This is a genomic window from Kitasatospora misakiensis, from assembly GCF_042656005.1.
Classification (GTDB): domain Bacteria; phylum Actinomycetota; class Actinomycetes; order Streptomycetales; family Streptomycetaceae; genus Kitasatospora; species Kitasatospora misakiensis.
The window spans coordinates 28,171-43,132 of sequence record NZ_JBHSOF010000015.1 but is presented as its reverse complement, the minus strand read 5'-3'; the positions used below and the strand labels follow the sequence as shown (position 1 = coordinate 43,132).

At 75.0% G+C, this 14,962-nt stretch carries 13 protein-coding genes; 3 read left to right on the top strand and 10 right to left on the bottom strand.

Annotated features, from left to right (window positions below; all coding sequences use genetic code 11):
• The first annotated feature begins 37 nt into the window (after window positions 1-37).
• Together ACFP3U_RS14245 and ACFP3U_RS14240 are read left to right on the top strand one after the other, a co-directional pair.
• Window positions 38-1,915, top strand: coding sequence for a non-ribosomal peptide synthetase (locus ACFP3U_RS14245; protein WP_380225843.1), 1,878 nt, complete (start codon window positions 38-40; stop codon window positions 1,913-1,915).
• A complete protein-coding gene (locus ACFP3U_RS14240) occupies window positions 1,912-4,782 on the top strand; it encodes a condensation domain-containing protein (RefSeq protein ID WP_380225842.1) in 2,871 nt (956 codons plus the stop codon). The genes ACFP3U_RS14245 and ACFP3U_RS14240 overlap by 4 nt, the downstream gene beginning before the upstream one ends.
• A 71-nt stretch (window positions 4,783-4,853) precedes the next feature.
• Here ACFP3U_RS14240 and ACFP3U_RS14235 read toward each other — a convergent pair whose 3' ends face one another.
• From ACFP3U_RS14235 to ACFP3U_RS14205, 7 genes are all read right to left on the bottom strand, one after another.
• The gene (locus ACFP3U_RS14235) at window positions 4,854-5,219 is read right to left on the bottom strand and encodes a TcmI family type II polyketide cyclase (RefSeq protein WP_380225841.1); all 366 of its coding nucleotides are present in this window, start codon (window positions 5,217-5,219) and stop codon (window positions 4,854-4,856) included.
• 1 nt (window position 5,220) lies between these two features.
• Window positions 5,221-5,676 carry an SRPBCC family protein gene (locus tag ACFP3U_RS14230; protein WP_380225840.1) on the bottom strand — a complete coding sequence of 152 codons (456 nt, stop codon included), beginning with the start codon at window positions 5,674-5,676 and terminating at the stop codon, window positions 5,221-5,223.
• A 1-nt stretch (window position 5,677) separates the two neighbouring features.
• Entirely contained in the window at window positions 5,678-5,938 is a 261-nt protein-coding gene (locus ACFP3U_RS14225; protein WP_030303785.1) for an acyl carrier protein, read from the bottom strand.
• Window positions 5,939-6,013: 75 nt separating this feature from the next.
• Complete coding sequence (locus ACFP3U_RS14220; protein ID WP_380225839.1) at window positions 6,014-7,255, bottom strand: beta-ketoacyl synthase N-terminal-like domain-containing protein; 1,242 nt, start codon at window positions 7,253-7,255, stop codon at window positions 6,014-6,016.
• A 5-nt stretch (window positions 7,256-7,260) separates the two neighbouring features.
• On the bottom strand, window positions 7,261-8,520 hold the full coding sequence (locus tag ACFP3U_RS14215; RefSeq protein WP_380225838.1) for a beta-ketoacyl-[acyl-carrier-protein] synthase family protein: 1,260 nt from the start codon (window positions 8,518-8,520) through the stop codon (window positions 7,261-7,263).
• Window positions 8,517-8,951 carry a cupin domain-containing protein gene (locus ACFP3U_RS14210; protein ID WP_380225837.1) on the bottom strand — a complete coding sequence of 145 codons (435 nt, stop codon included), beginning with the start codon at window positions 8,949-8,951 and terminating at the stop codon, window positions 8,517-8,519. The genes ACFP3U_RS14215 and ACFP3U_RS14210 overlap by 4 nt, the downstream gene beginning before the upstream one ends.
• A gap of 121 nt (window positions 8,952-9,072) precedes the next feature.
• Entirely contained in the window at window positions 9,073-10,239 is a 1,167-nt protein-coding gene (locus ACFP3U_RS14205) for a SchA/CurD-like domain-containing protein (protein ID WP_380225836.1), read from the bottom strand.
• 305 nt (window positions 10,240-10,544) lie between these two features.
• On the opposite strand from ACFP3U_RS14205, the gene ACFP3U_RS14200 reads away from it, so the two are divergent.
• Entirely contained in the window at window positions 10,545-12,170 is a 1,626-nt protein-coding gene (locus ACFP3U_RS14200) for an FAD-dependent oxidoreductase (RefSeq protein WP_380225835.1), read from the top strand.
• A 123-nt stretch (window positions 12,171-12,293) separates the two neighbouring features.
• Here ACFP3U_RS14200 and ACFP3U_RS14195 read toward each other — a convergent pair whose 3' ends face one another.
• The 3 genes from ACFP3U_RS14195 to ACFP3U_RS14185 form a co-directional block, all read right to left on the bottom strand.
• Window positions 12,294-13,955, bottom strand: a complete 1,662-nt coding sequence (locus tag ACFP3U_RS14195) for an APC family permease (RefSeq protein WP_380225834.1) — start codon at window positions 13,953-13,955, stop codon at window positions 12,294-12,296.
• 148 nt (window positions 13,956-14,103) lie between these two features.
• The gene (locus ACFP3U_RS14190) at window positions 14,104-14,523 is read right to left on the bottom strand and encodes a hypothetical protein (protein ID WP_380225833.1); all 420 of its coding nucleotides are present in this window, start codon (window positions 14,521-14,523) and stop codon (window positions 14,104-14,106) included.
• Complete coding sequence (locus ACFP3U_RS14185) at window positions 14,520-14,867, bottom strand: SAV_915 family protein (RefSeq protein WP_380225832.1); 348 nt, start codon at window positions 14,865-14,867, stop codon at window positions 14,520-14,522. Before ACFP3U_RS14185 ends, ACFP3U_RS14190 begins: the two co-directional genes overlap by 4 nt.
• Window positions 14,868-14,962: the final 95 nt, after the last annotated feature.

Genomic DNA, 14,962 nt, shown 5'->3' with positions numbered 1-14,962 from the left:
CGGCCCACCACCGGGGCGCCCGGAAGGCTGACCTCCCATGACCTCTTCCGTCGCCACCACCGCTCAAGCCGTTCGGGCCACCGTCCCGGTGCTGGTCGCCCGGCAGGCCGCCGCGCACCCCGACGCGCTCGCCGTCACCGACGGCACCACCGCCCTGACCTACCGCGAACTCGTCGTCAACGCCCGCCGGCTGGCCGCCGAACTGGCCGACCGCGGGATCACCCCCGGCGCCGCGGTGGGTGTGCTCTGCACCCGTGCGAGCCGGGCGGTCGTCGCCCACCTCGCCGTCTGGTGGGCCGGCGGCCATGTGGTGCCGCTCGACCCGACCTACCCGGCCGCCCGCCTGACCGCCATGCTCGACGACGCCGCCGTCCGGCTCACCCTCGGCGACAAGGCGCTGCTCGCCGACATCGAGCTGCCCGAGGACCGCACCCTGGTGCTCACCGAGACCGGCCCCACCGGCCCCGTCGGCCCCACCGGGACGGGCGACGACCCCGAGCCCGTGGACCCGGACCCGGCCACCCCCGCCGTCGTCTACTTCACCTCCGGCTCCACCGGCCGCCCGAAGGGCGTACTGGTGCCGCACCACGCCGTCACCGAGCTGGTCACCGCCCCCGACGGGATCACGCTCCGGCCCGGTGACCGGATGCTGGCCCGCACCTCCGCCGGCTTCGACCTCACCACCCTGGAGCTGTGGGGCCCGCTGGCGAACGGCGCCGCGCTCGCCGTCTCGCCCGCCGACCGCCCCAGCGCCGAGGAACTCGCCCGCGATGTCGAACGGTTCGGCGCCACCCACGCCGTCCTGGCGACCGCGCTGTTCCACCAGCTCGCCGCCCGCGGCTCGCGGATCTTCGGCGTGCTGCGGCAGGTCGTCGTCGGCGGCGAGGCGCTCGCCGCCGAGCACGCGGGCACCGTGCTGCGGAGCTTCCCCTGGCTCGAACTGGTCAACGGCTACGGCCCGACCGAGGCCACCACCTTCGCCACCCTGCACCGCGTCCGCCCCGCCGACTGCGCGGGCCCGGTGCCGATCGGCCTCCCGTTCGGCGGCACCGGCGCCGCCGTCCTCGACGAGGACCGCCGGCCCGTCCCGGACGGCACCCGCGGCGAACTCTGGCTCACCGGCCGGCTGGCGCTCGGCTACCTGGGCCGGCCGGAGCTGACGGCCGAGCGGTTCGTCGAGCTCCCCGGCCTCGGCCGCGCCTACCGCACCGGCGACCTCGTCTCCCGGCGGCCGGACGGCACGCTCGACTTCCACGGCCGGCTGGACGACCAGGTGAAGGTGCGCGGCTTCCGGATCGAGCCCGGCGAGGTCGAGCACGTGCTGCGGAGCCTGCCCGAGGTCGCCGAGGCGGCGGTCGTGGTCCGCCGGGCCGGCCGCGAGGACGCCGCGCTGACCGCCGCCGTGGTCCCCGCCGAGGGCGTCCGCCCGACGCCCGAGTCGCTCCGCCGGCAGCTCGCCGAGCGGCTCCCCGCCCATCTGGTGCCGACCGCCTGGACGGTGCTGGACGCCCTGCCGCTCACCGGCAGCGGCAAGGTGGACCGGCGCGCGCTGGCCGCCGAGGACGAACCGGCGGAGCCCGCCGCTGCCCAGGCCCTGCCCGCCGACTCCCTGCAGGACGCCGCCCTCGGCCCGATCGAGCAGGTCGTCGCGGCCGCCTGGTCGCGCGCCCTGGAGACCGAAGTGACCCGCCCCGACGTCGAGTTCTTCGCCCTCGGCGGCCACTCGCTGCTCGCCATGTGGGTGGTCGACGACCTCCGCGAGGACCTCGGCGTCGAGCTGCCGCTCGGCGAGTTCCTGGGCCGCCCCACCGTGGCCGGCCAGGCCGCCCTGATCGAACGCGCCCTGCTCGCGGCGGAGTCCGCCGGTCCGGGCCTCGTGGCCGCCGGCGCACAGCTCCAGGAGTCCGCCCGATGACCGCCCCGCTCGACCAGGCCGAACTGCTCCGCCGGGCCCGCCGCCGCAGCTCGACGCCCGCGCCCGCAATCGGGACCGGCACCGGCCCCGGCCCGGCCCCGCTCTCCCACGCCCAGCAGCGGATGTGGCTGATGGACCACCTCGGCCAGGGCGGCCCCCGCTACCACGTCCCGCTCGCCACCCGGCTGCGCGGCCCGCTGGACCGCGGCGCCCTCGCCACCGCCCTGACCACCCTCACCGCCCGCCACCACGTGCTGCGCACCCGCTACGGCCGGCACGAGGACCGGACCCACCAGGAGGTCGCCCCGCCCGCCGCGGTCCCGCTCCCCGTCCGGGACGCCACCCCCGACGACGCCCCCGCCCTGCTGCGCGCCGAGGCGGCCCGCCCGTTCGACCTCGCCACCGGCCCGGCCCTGCGCGCCCTGCTCCTGCGGCACGCCCCGGACGACCACACCCTGCTGCTGACGATCCATCACATCGCGGTCGACGGCGGCTCCCTGCCCGTCCTCGCCGAGGAGCTCGGCGCCCTGTACGCGGCCGCCGCCGAGGGCCGCCCGGCCGGCCTGCCGCAGCCCGAGCTCCAGTACGCCGACTACGCCCGCTGGGAACGCTCCCGCGACGACCGGCTCGCCGCCGCGGCCGCCGACCGGGCCGGCCGGCTCACCGGCGCCCGCCCGCTGCCGCTGCTGCGGCCCGCCCCGCCCGGCGCCCCCGAGCGCCGCGCCGTCCTGCACACCGCCCCGCTCAGCACCGACACCCTGGACGGCCTGCGCCGACTCGGTGCCCGGCACGGCGCGACCCCGTTCACCGTCGTGCTGGCCGCCGCCTTCGCCGCCCTGCGCGCCGCCACCGGCAGCTCCGACCTGGTGCTCGGCTGCGCCGGCGGCCACCGCGCCAGGCCCGAACTGCGGCGGCTGATCGGCCTCCAGGTCAACACCCTGCCGGTCCGCGCCGAACTGCCCGAGCCCGACGGCGATCCGGCCTTCACCGCCGTGCTGGCCACCGTCCGCACCGCGCTGCTGGACGCCCAGGACCACCACGACGTGCCGTTCGACCTGGTCCTCGAACACCTCGGCCCCGCCGCCCGGGGCGCGGACGGCACCCCGCTGCTCGCCGTGAGCTGCGACCTCGTCCACCCGGCGGACCCGCTGGCGCTGCCCGGCCTCACCGCCGAGGCGGTCGAGGTCGAGCTCGGGCTCGCCAAGTTCGGCCTGACCCTGCTGGTCGAGGACGGGCCTCGGCCGCGCTGCCTGCTCCAGCACGACCCGGCGGTCCTGGACGAGCCCACCGCCCGCCGGCTGCACGCCGCCTTCGCCGAGCTGCTGACGGCCGTCGCCGCCGACGCCGACCGCCCGCTCTCCCGGCTCCCCGGCGCACGCCTCGACCCGCCCGCACCGCCGGACCGCGCCGACGACCACCGCACGGACCAGCACCCCGCCGTCGCCGCCCTGCTCGCCGACCCCCGGGTCACCGACGCCGCCCTGCACCTCGCCGCGCACGGCCCCGCCCTCGCCTTCGCGACCGTCCGGGGCCCGGTCGCCCCCAGCGGCGCCGAACTGCGCGCCGCCCTCCGCGACCGGCTGACGGAGCCCGGACGCCTCCCGCTCGCCGTCACCCTGCTGGACCGCATCCCGCGCCGGCCCGACGGCACCCTCGACCCCGCCCGCCTCCCCGGCCTCCCCACCCCCCACCTGGACGCCGTGCTCGACGTATTCGCCGAGCTGCTCGGCACCCGGCCGGCCGCCGAGGGCGACTTCTTCGGCCTGGGCGGCCACTCCCTGGTGGCGGTGCAGCTGGCCGAGCGGCTCCGCTCACGGCTGGGGCTCCCGCTGACCGGCCTGGACGTGCTGGAGCAGCGCACCCCGCGCGCCCTGGCCGCCCTGCTGGCCGGCCGGGCCGCCGAACGCCTCGCCACCGCCACCGCCACCGCCACCACCGAAACCCGCGCCACGCGCGCCGGGACGGTCCTGCTCACCGGCGCCAGCGGCGGCGTCGGCGCCGCCCTCCTCCAGGAACTCGTCGCCCAGGGCCGCCCCGTGCGCGCCCTGGTCCGCCCCGAGTCGGCCCACCTGGTGGCCGGCACCGGGGTGGAGGTCGCCGAGGGCGACCTCGCCGACCCGGACAGCCTGCGCCGGGCCGTCGAGGGCGCGGACACCGTGATCCACGCCGCCTGCACCTTCACCGAGCACGCCGTCGACGTCGCCGCGCTGCGGACCCTGGTCGAGGGCTGGCGCGGCACGGGCGGCTTCGTCTTCGTCAGCAGCATCGACGCCTACGGCCGCCCCGCGCCCGGCGAGGTCCCCGAGGGCGGCCCCTCGGCCGGGCCGCTCACCCCGTACGGGCGGGCCAAGCTCGACTGCGAGCGGATCCTGCTGGACGCCGCCCCGCGGGCCCGCGGCCCGGTCGCCGTGGTCCGCTCGCCGCTCGTCTGGGGCCCGCACCGGCGACTGCGCGACCAGCTCCGCTGGGCCGCCACCGGCGCGCTCTACCAGGCCGCGCTGGCCGGCCGCCCGATCCTCCTCCCCGAGGCCGGAGCCGGTACGGACGCCGGTGCCGATTGGTCCGGCGCCGCCTGGGTGCACTCCGCCGCCCTCGCCCGGGCCGTCACGGCGAGCCTCGACCACGCGCCCGGCCGGATCGTCAACGCGGTGAGCGGCCACGTCTCCTGGACCGAGTTCACCGCCGAACTGGTCCGGCTGCTCGGCTCGTCGAGCACCGTCACGCACGGCCCGGACGCCGACCCCGAGCTGCTGCGCCCCTGGCGCTACCGGTCCGACGCGCTCGCCGGACCGCTGCGCCCGGAGCCCGGCGAAGACTGGCGCGCCGTGCTCGCCACGATGACCGGGCGGCCGGCCGGGACGCTCTGAAGACGGACACTAAAGCGGACACCCCGGGGCCGAGGCCCACGGGGTGTCCGCTCGGATGTGCCGGGTCGCGTTCAGCCGCGGCGCTCCCAGCGGTAGAACTCGCGCGCCATCGCGTCCTTCGGCCCCCGCCAGGTGGCCGGGTCGTACGCCTGGACGTACGCGGTGAGCGCGTCGCTGACCGCCCGGAACTCGGGGTGGCCGACCACCTGGGCGACGGCCGGGCCGGGCGGGCGGTCCGCCTCGATGAGGTGCAGGTACACATCGCCGAACTGGAACAGGCTCCGCCCGGTAACGCCGATCAGGTGGGGCAGTTCGCCCCGGTTGTCGGAGTCGGCGAAGACCTCGGCGATGCCGGTGGCCGCGTCGGGCTTCATCCGGGCGACGATCAGGGCACGGTGGGTCTGCGCGGTCAGGCGCTCGGTCGCGGGGGAGGCCATGTCAGAGCTCCGCGGCCTTCTTCTCGACCTTCTCGCGGATCAGCTGCAGCTGGACCCGGGAGTTGCGGTTGATGTGGTTGACCATGCCGTCGTCGTCGACGGGCGCGGTGGGCTTCATCGCGAAGTCCTGCACCCAGCGCATCCGGGTGCCGGCCGGCACCTCCGAGTACTCCCAGCGGATGTCCATGAACTCGAACGGGCCGGGTTCGACGCGCCGGGCCTTCACCGCGAGCGAGGGGCGGTCGGTGGTGCGCTCGGAGACCCAGCTCCACACCTTGCCGTCCTCGTCGGGGTGCATGGTCAGCCGGAAGGTCACCCGGTCTCCGTCGCGCTCCAGCACCTCGACGGAGGCGTACTCGCTGAACAGCTGCGGCCAGTTCTCCAGATCGTTGGTGATCTCCCAGACCAGGTCGATCGGGGCCGCGATGACGATCTCGTTGTCCGTGTGTCCGGGCATCTCAGGCACCCGCCTTCGCGGTGACCGCCGAGTTGACCAGCTGCAGGAACTCGGACGGGGTCTTCGCCGACTCCGCGCCGTTGGTGACCTTCACGCCGTGCCGGTTCTCCAGCTCGCCGACCACGCCGAGCAGGCCGAGGGAGTCCACGCCGAACTCGTCGAAGGCCGCGCCGGGCCGTTCCAGTTCGATCGGGTCGATCACGACGCCGGCCCGGGCCTGGATGAGCGCCGCGAGTTCGGGATAGTTGAGGGTGTTGCTCACGGGGTGTCCCTTCGTTGCGAGCGAGTGGTTGAACAGTGGAACGCGAGCCGGTGGAACAAGCTGCGGCCGAGCCGGTCAGGCCGGTTCGCCGCGCCGGAGCACCAGCGCCGAGTTGGAGCCCATCAGCCCGCGGCTGAGCACCAGGGCGGTGCGCAGTTCGGCCGGCCGGGCGCGGCCGGTCACCAGGGCGAGGTCGTGGGCGACCTCGGTGACGTTCGGGGTGGGCGGCAGCACGCCGTCCTCCATGGCGAGCACGGCGGCGGCCGCGTCCAGTGCCGGCGCGCCGCAGTAGGCCCGCCCGGTACCGGACTTGGGGGCGGTGACCGGGACCCGCTCGGCGTACGGGCCGAGCGCGTCGGCCAGGGCGAGCGCCTCGGCCCGGTCGGCGGCCGGGATCCCGAGGGCGTCGGCGAAGACCACGTCGACCTCCTCGGGGGAGATCCGGGCCCGGTCGAGGGCGATCCGGACGGCCGCGGCCAGCCCCTCGCGGGACTCCGCCCAGCGGGAGGCGCCGGTGAAGGTGGCGCCGTGCCCGGCGACGTACGCCCGGACGGCGGCCCCGCGCCGGCGGGCGGTCTCCTCGTCCTCCAGCAGCAGCATCGCGCCGCCCTCGGCGGGGGCGAAGCCGGCCGCGTCGGGGGAGAACGGCAGATAGGCCCGGTCGGGCCGGTCGGCGAGGCTCAGTTCGGGGTAGCCGAGCTGGCAGACCATCGAGTACGGCGCGAGCGGGGCCTCGGCGGCGCCGACCACCACCGCGTCGGTGCCGTGCTCGACGGACCGGGCGGCGTGCGCGATCGCGTCCAGGCCGCCGGCCTCGTCGCTGGCCACCACCGCGCACGGGCCCTTGTAGCCGCCGCGGATCGACACCTGGCCGGTGCTGGCGGCGTAGAACCAGGCGATGGACTGGTAGGGGCCGACGAACTGCGGTCCCTTGCCCCAGAGTTGCTGGAGCTCGCCCTGGCCGAACTCGCCGCCGCCGGAGCCGGCCGCGGTCACCACGCCCACCGCGTACGGGTGTTCGGGGTCGGGCACGAAGCCGGCGTCCGCCACCGCCTGGTCGGCGGCGGCCATCGCGTAGTGCGTGAACCGGTCGGTCTGCACCAGGTGGCGGCTGTCGATGACGGCCTGCGGGTCGAAGTCCCGCACCTGGCCCGCGATGCGCAGGGGGAGGTCCGCGCACCCCTCGCGGGATATCCGGTCGAGGACGCTCACGCCCTGCCGGGTGGCCTTCCAGAAGGCGTCGGCCCCCACGCCGTTCGGCGCCACCACACCCAGGCCGGTGATCACCGCCCGGCGGACCTGCTGACGTGACGTCATGGATCTCACCCCGTTCTCGTGAGCACGACGGCGGACTGGAATCCGCCGAATCCGCTGCCGACCGAGAGGATGTGGCGCAGCGGCATCTCCCGGGCGGTGCGCGGCACGTAGTCCAGGTCGCACTCCGGGTCGGGTGTCTCGTAGTTGGCGGTCGGCGGCACCACGCCGCGGTCCAGCGCGAGGGTGCAGGCGACCACCTCGATCGCGCCGATCGCGCCGAGCGAGTGCCCGACCATCGACTTGATCGAGCTCATCGGCGTCCGGTACGCGTGCTCGCCGAGCGAGCGCTTGACGGCGGCCGTCTCGTGCCGGTCGTTCTGCTTGGTGCCCGAACCGTGCGCGTTGACGTAGTCGACGTCGGTGCGGTCGACCCGGGCGTGGGCGAGCGCGTGGTCGATCGCCCGGGACATCTCCAGCCCCTCCTGGGTGAGGCCGGTCATGTGGTAGGCGTTGCCGAAGGTGGCGAAGCCGCCGATCTCGCCGTAGATCCGGGCGCCGCGCCGCCGGGCGTGCTCCAACTCCTCCAGGACCAGGACGGCGCCGCCCTCGCCGAGCACGAAGCCGTCCCGGTGGGCGTCGAACGGCCGGGAGGCGTGGGCCGGGTCGTCGTTGCGTTCGCTGGTGGCCTTGATGGCGTCGAAGCAGGCGACGGTGATCGGGGAGATCGGCGAGTCGGACGCGCCGGCGATGCAGATGTCGGCGCGTCCGTCCTCGACCGTCTGGAAGGCGTACCCGATGGCGTCCAGGCCGGAGGTGCAGCCGGTGGAGACGGTCTGCACCGGGCCGTGCGCCCCGGTCCGTTCGGCGACCGCCGAGGCGAGCGTGCTGGGCGCGAAGGCCCGGTGCAGCTGCGGCTCGGCGAGCCGGTGGTCGACGTCCCAGCGGGCGCCGCCGGCGCTGACCAGGGCGTAGTCGTGCTCCAGTCGGGTGGTGCCGCCGACGGCGGTGCCGAGCGAGACGGCGATCCGCCACGGGTCCTCGGCGGCCAGGTCGAGCCCGGCGTCGGCGATCGCCTCGTCGGCCGCCACCATGGCGAACTGGACGTAGCGGTCGGACCGTCGGACGTCGTCCGGGTCGAGCCCGTGGGCCGCCGGGTCGAAGTCGCACTCGGCGGCGATCCGGGACCGGAACCCGGCGGGGTCGAAGAGCGTGATGCCCCGGGTCGCCGTCCGCCCGGTGGTGAGGAGGTCCCAGAACGCCGGGACTCCGACCCCGCCGGGCGCGACCACGCCGATTCCGGTGACGGCGACCCGTCGCCGGCTCACGAGGCCACCTTGGCGTGTTCCGGCGGGCCGGCGTCGACCGCCGGCTCGGTCTCCTCGGTGTCCACGTGGCCGAGTTCGGGGCGCGGGGCCAGCGGCCCGAGGTGGAAGACCATCTTGGCCACGGTGTCGCCGACGTTGCGGAACCGGTGGCGCATGTTGATCGGGATCATCAGGCCCTGCTCGGGCTTGAGGATCCGGGTCGCGCCGTCCAGGTCCACCTCCAGGTCGCCGGTGACGACGAAGACGAACTCCTCGGAGTACGGGTGGTAGTGCTCGCCGATCCGCTCGCCGGGCTGCACGATGGCCAGCCCCATGAACCCGCTGGTGGCGCCGCAGGTGGTCGGGGTGAGCATGGCGCGCAGGTCGCCGCCGCGCCGGCGGTTCTCCGGAGCCTCGGAGACGTGCACGATCCGTGGGTACTGCGTGGACATGGTTTCTTCCTTCTTGCCGAGTTCTGCTGCCGGGTTCTGCCGCGTACTTCCTGGTTCTTCCGGAGTGCCGGCCCGGGGCCGCCGACGCGGGCGGCCCGGACCGGGTGGGACCGTCGCCGGGTCAGGACTCCTGCGAGGTGCGGTCGGTGATCGGGTTCATGGCGCGGGCCGCGAGGAAGGCGCGCAGTCCGGCGTCGGTCCGCAGGTCGACCTCGGGGCCGAGGTCGAGCAGCCGGCCCAGGACGTTGGCCTCCCGTTCGCCGGCGATGCCGAGCGCCGCCGCCGGGTCCGCCTCCGGCGGCACCCGCAGGTCCACCAGCCGGACGACGACGTCGTCCCGGTGGAAGACGGTGCTGCCCGCGACCGGGCCGGTCGGGTCGACGGTGGCGAACTCGTCGTACTCGGCGAGCAGGTCGGTGACCGCCTGCCCGTTGCCGGGCTTCACCGGGTACAGCACGGCGTGCCGGTGCGGGCGCCCGGCGGCCGGGGAGCCGGCCAGGGCCTGGTGCTCGGCGGGCAGCGCGGCCCGGGCGAAGAAGGCGCGCGCCGACTGCGGGTCGCCCAGCTGGCGGGCCTCCTCCAGGTGCGGGTTGATCGCCTCCTCGACGGCCCGGACCTCGGGCTGCATGGCGACGTGCCGCAGCGCGTCGCCGAGGCTGCCGATCACCTCCACGGCGCGGACCACCCGGTTGCCGTGCATGAACAGGGAGGTGCGGCGCAGCCGGGTGGTGTCGTCGACCGCGGCCTTGGGGGAGGTGTAGCCGGACAGGACCCGGGCCACCTCGGGCTCGGTGCCGGGCTTGACGGTGAAGGTCAGCGCGTGCCGGACCACGCCGTCCGGGCCGGGGTCGGCCTTGGGCGGGCCGGCCTGCCCGGCCGGGGCGGTGCGCGGCAGATCGGACGGCACCTCCAGCGGCGCCCGGGTGCCGGTGGCGCCGGCCGCGGAGGTGTCGCGCAGCACGATGTAGCGCAGCGAGCGGAAGGTGTCGCTGACGCAGCCGTGCATCGGCTTGACCATCTCGCGGTGGGCCGGGCTGTCCACCCACTCCAGGAAGGTCTCCTGGTCCGCCCACTCGCTGGTGATGAGCCACTGCCGGGGGTCGTTGATGGACTGGCAGAGCTGGTCGCTGACGTGGCCGGGCACGGAGGCGACCTGGTGGCGGAGGTTCTCGTAGACGTCCATGAAGCGCTGCTGGGCGCCGTCCTGGATCTCCAGCATCAGCACCACCCGCAGGCGGGTCTCGGAGGGGGAGTGCTGCCGCGCGGGCGGTTCGGACAGAGTCGTCATGATCCACTTTCTGCTTCTGGGCCGCACGCGTCGGGGGCCGCGTGCGGCGGCTCCGGTGCCGGAGGGGGCCGGGCGCCCTCCGGCGGGGAGGGGTGCTGAGGTGGCGGTCGGCCACCAGGCCTGAGGTCGATCGTGCGCGGCGCTCCCGGGTGGCGCGAGATATGCGGGCCATCCGGGCGACGAAACGGCAGAACCGCCTCGGCGCGGGGGACGGTAGGACCGGGCCGTCGTGTCCGCGCACCCCGGCGAGGGTCGCGCCGCGCCCCGCATTCGGCCCAGAACTCCCGTACAGGCTGGAGCAATTGATGAATCCGAAGGTTGACGACCGGGTACCGGTCCTGATCGTCGGCGGCTCGCTGGTCGGGCTGTCGGCGGCACTCTTCCTGGGCCGACTGGGTGTCAGGCACCTGCTGGTCGAGAAGCACGCCGACACCTCGCACCACCCGCGCGGCCGAGGCAACAACGTCCGGACGATGGAGCTGTACCGGGTGGCCGGGATCGAGGCGGCGATCCGCGAGGCGGCGTCCGTCCTGGCGCCGAACCACGGCATCCTGCAGGCCCCCTCGCTGACCGGCGAGGAGCAGGAGTGGCTGTTCCGCGAGATCGACCCGGGCGGGCGGCTGGCCCGGTTCAGCCCCAGCTCCTGGTGCCTGTGCAGCCAGAACGACCTGGAGCCGGTGCTGCGCCGCGCCGCCCGGGAGCTGGGCGCGGACATCCGCTTCGGCACCGAGCTGCTCTCCTTCGAGCAGGACCCCGAGGGGGTGACGGCGCTGCTGCGCAGCCGGGAGACCGGGGAGGAGCGGGTCGTCCGGGCGCAGTACCTGATCGCGGCGGACGGCCCGCGCAGCCCCGCCCGCACCGAGCTGGGCATCGGCCAGACCGGGAAGGGCGAGCTGTTCCACAACGTCAGCATCACCTTCCGGGCGAAGCGGCTGGCCGAGGTGGTCGGCGACCGCCACTTCATCGCCTGCTACCTGACCAACCCGCAGGCGGACGGCGCGCTGCTGCCGGTGGACAACCGCGAGGAGTGGGTGTTCCACGCGCCGTGGCACCCGGAGCACGGCGAGCCGCTGGAGGCGTTCAGCGACGAGCGCTGCGCCCGGCACATCCGGGCCGCCGTCGGGATGCCCGAGCTCGACGTCGAGGTGACCGGGAAGGCGCCGTGGCACGCCGCCGAGCGGGTGGCCGAGCGCTACTCGGGCGGGCGGGTGTTCCTGGCCGGGGACTCGGCGCACGAGATGTCCCCGACCGGCGCGTTCGGCTCGAACACCGGGATCCAGGACGCGCACAACCTGGCCTGGAAGCTCGCCGCGGTGCTGTGCGGCTGGGGCGGCCCGGGTCTGCTGGCGACCTACGAGCAGGAGCGCCGCCCGGTGGCCCAGGTGACCGGCGAGCGCGCCTCGGCCCGCTCGGCGGAGCACAGCCACCCGGGCTACGCGGTGGTGCCGGGCGTCGGCCGGCAGGCCGGGGTGCTGGCGGTGGCGCTCGGCTACCGCTACCCGCGCGGCGCGGTGGCGGGCGCCGACCCGGCGGGCCCGGTGGTGCCGGAGGCCTTCGAGTCGGCCGGCGAGCCGGGCAGCCGGGCGCCGCACCAGTGGCTGCTGCGGGCCGGGGTCCGGCTCTCCACCCTCGACCTGTATGAGCAGACGATGGTGCTGCTGACCGGTTCGGAGGGCGCCGCCTGGCAGGAAGGCGCCCGTCGGGCGGCGGACCGGCTGGCCGTCCCGCTGGACGCCTACCGGATCGGCGACGGCGCGGAGGACGACCTGGCCCCCGAGCCGGGCGCGGACTTCGCCGCCGTGCACGGCATCCAGCCCGGCGGCGCCCTGCTGGTCCGGCCGGACGGCTTCGTCGCCTGGCGCTCCGAGGGCCCCGTCGAGGATCCGGCGGAGACCGTCGGGCGCGCCCTGCGCGAGGTGCTCTCGCTCTGAGGTGCTCTCGCTCTGAGGAGCTCGCGCGTCCCGCCCCAGGGACCGCCGCGACAACGGGACGGGCCCGCCGGTGCAGTGCGCACCGGCGGGCCCGTCCCGTGGAGTGTGGAGCGGTGGCGGGGGTCAGTGACCGCCCGCGTCGACCACCTCGACGTCCTCGATGTTCTGCTCGATGACCTCGGAGGGCAGCGCGACCCGGATCGCCCAGTAGTAGATCGCCAGGGAGAACGCGGCGACGCCCGCCATGTCCCACCACATCGGGATCCGGCCGGTGCCCTCGCCGAAGCCGCCCTGCCAGGAGATCAGGCCGAGGCCGAGCAGGTAGACCGGCAGCCACTGGGCGGCCCGCAGGTCCAGCCGGGGGGCGTTCGGCAGGCCCTTGCGGGTGGCGTAGACCGCGTAGCCGCCGAGCAGGACGTAGCCGACGACGATCGCGATGCCCAGGCGGGACAGGGTGTGCCAGCCGGACCAGTAGATGATCAGGCTGGAGACCACGAACGACGCCGGGGCGATGACCGCGCCGCCGGGCAGGCGGTACGAGCGCTCGCGGTGCGGCAGGCGGCGGCGCAGCGCGCCGAAGGCCAGCGGGGCGCCGGCGTACATCAGCACGCTGGCGGAGACGATGAAGCCGACCAGCTCCTGCCAGCTCGGGAAGGGCAGGAAGCAGATGACACCGGTGACGAACGACATGACCAGGCCGAACCACGGGGTGCCGCGCTTGTCGACGCGCTCGAAGAGCTGCGGCGCGTAGCCGTTCTTGCTCAGGCCGTACGCGATGCGCGAGGTGGAGGTGGTGTAGATGAGGCCGGTGCCGCCGGGGGAGACGATGGCGTCGAAGTACAGCACCCAGGCCAGCCAGCCGAGGCCGACCACGGTGGCGAGGCCGGCGAACGGGCCGTCGATGCCGGGGAAGTCCAGCTTGTCCCAGCCGTTGGCGAAGGAGGTGGCGGGCAGCGCGGCGATGAAGACGACCTGGAGCAGCACGTAGATGACGGTGCCGATGGCGACCGAGCCGAGCACGGCGCGGGGGATGTCGCGCTTGGGGTTCTTGCTCTCGCCGGCCAGCTGGATCGCCTGCTCGAAGCCGAGCAGGGCGAAGATGATGCCGCTGGCGCTGACCGCGGTGAGCACGCCCTTGATGCCGAAGGGGGCGAAGCCGTGCGAGGTGAAGTTGGAGCCGTGGAAGTTGGTCACGGCGAGCACGAAGATCGCGAACAGCGGGACGAAGATCTTCAGCCAGGTGGTGGCGCTGTTGGTGCGGGCGAGCACCCGGACGCCGAGGAAGTTGACCGAGACGAACAGGCCCATCAGCAGGACGGCGACCACGAAGCCGCTCGGGGTGAGGGTGCCGTTCTCGTTGAGCAGGCTCTTCGCGAACTCCCAGTGCCCCGCGTAGCCGATCATCGCCTCGACCTCGATCGGGGCGACGGTGGCGGCCTGGAGCCAGGAGAACCAGCCGAACGACATGCCGGCCAGGCCGCCGAAGGCGTAGTGCGGGTAGCGCGCCGTGCCGCCGGCGACGGGGAACATCCCGCCGAGCTCGGCGTGCACGAAGGCGAGCAGGACGATGGCGACCGCGCCGATGCCCCAGGAGATGAGCGCCGCCGGGCCGGCGACGACGACGGCGTTCTTGGCGCCGTAGAGCCACCCCGAGCCGATGATCGAGCCGACCGAGGCCCACATGAGGCCGATCAGACCGACCTCGCGGCGGAGCGACCGGTGGGCGGTGGTGCCGGTGGTACCGGTGCTCGATCCGGGTGGGGTGAGCTGGTTGAGGGAGGCCATGCGCAATCTCTCTGTGCTGAGGGGGCTCCGGCCTGCGGAGCGCGGAGAGTTGCCACACCCTAGGCGTATTCATAGACCTCTGCACAGAGTTCATTGCTGAATGGTTACCTACTTCGCGGGATATTCCCGCAGGTAGGAGGTCCTGTGTTCATGTGCCCGTTACGTGAACGACAGGTAGTTCCGATATTTGAGCGCGAATTGAGCCTTGCTCCGTACTCGTGCAGAATGGAGGGGCTGCGGGGTCATAGAAATCGGCTGGATCGCATAGAGATACCGCCGGTCGGGTCGGGACGAGGGTGCGGAGCACCAGGTCGACGTGGACGTGCGCCGCGCCGGCGCGCAGCAGCGCGGCGGAGACGGCGCGTAACTCCTCCGGGCCGGTGCAGGCGAGCCGGAGTTCGAGGTCGGCGTCGCCGGCCAGGGCCAACCCGCTCTGCACCGCGGGCAGTTCGGCGGCCAGCCGGTCGAAGTCGAGCGGGACGGGCCCGAAGCTCACCCGGGCGAGGGCCTGGAGCGGCCGGGCGGGCTCCGGCTCGCGCGCCCCGGGGACCAGCTGGAGTGCGCTCACCGGCGTTGGAGCCGGGCGTCGGAGCGGGCGGAGGGGCGTCCGGCTCCCGGGCGCTCATTGCCGGGACGGGTGGCGCCGGGGCGTTCGGCCGGTCCGGCGACCGGCGGGGCGACCAGTCGCGGGTCCAGGACGATTTCCTCGACGCCGAGCGGCGCGGTGAGCGCCCGCAGCGCCGGTTCGCCGAGCTCGACGGCGGCCTGCTCGGGGCCGAGCAGTTCGGCGAGCGCGTCCGCGGAGCTGAAGCCGACGGCGCAGCGGCGCCCGTCGCGCAGGCGGAAGAGGCGGAGCGAGGTGGTCCGTCCGATGACGGTGACCGGGACGTGCCAGACGGCGAAGCGGGCCATGCGGGTGCTCCCGAGTGGTGGAGAGGGGCCTGCCGGAACTGCTCCTCCGACGCTAGGACCGTCCCGGGTGGGCGGAGAACCGTCCTGACGCAGCG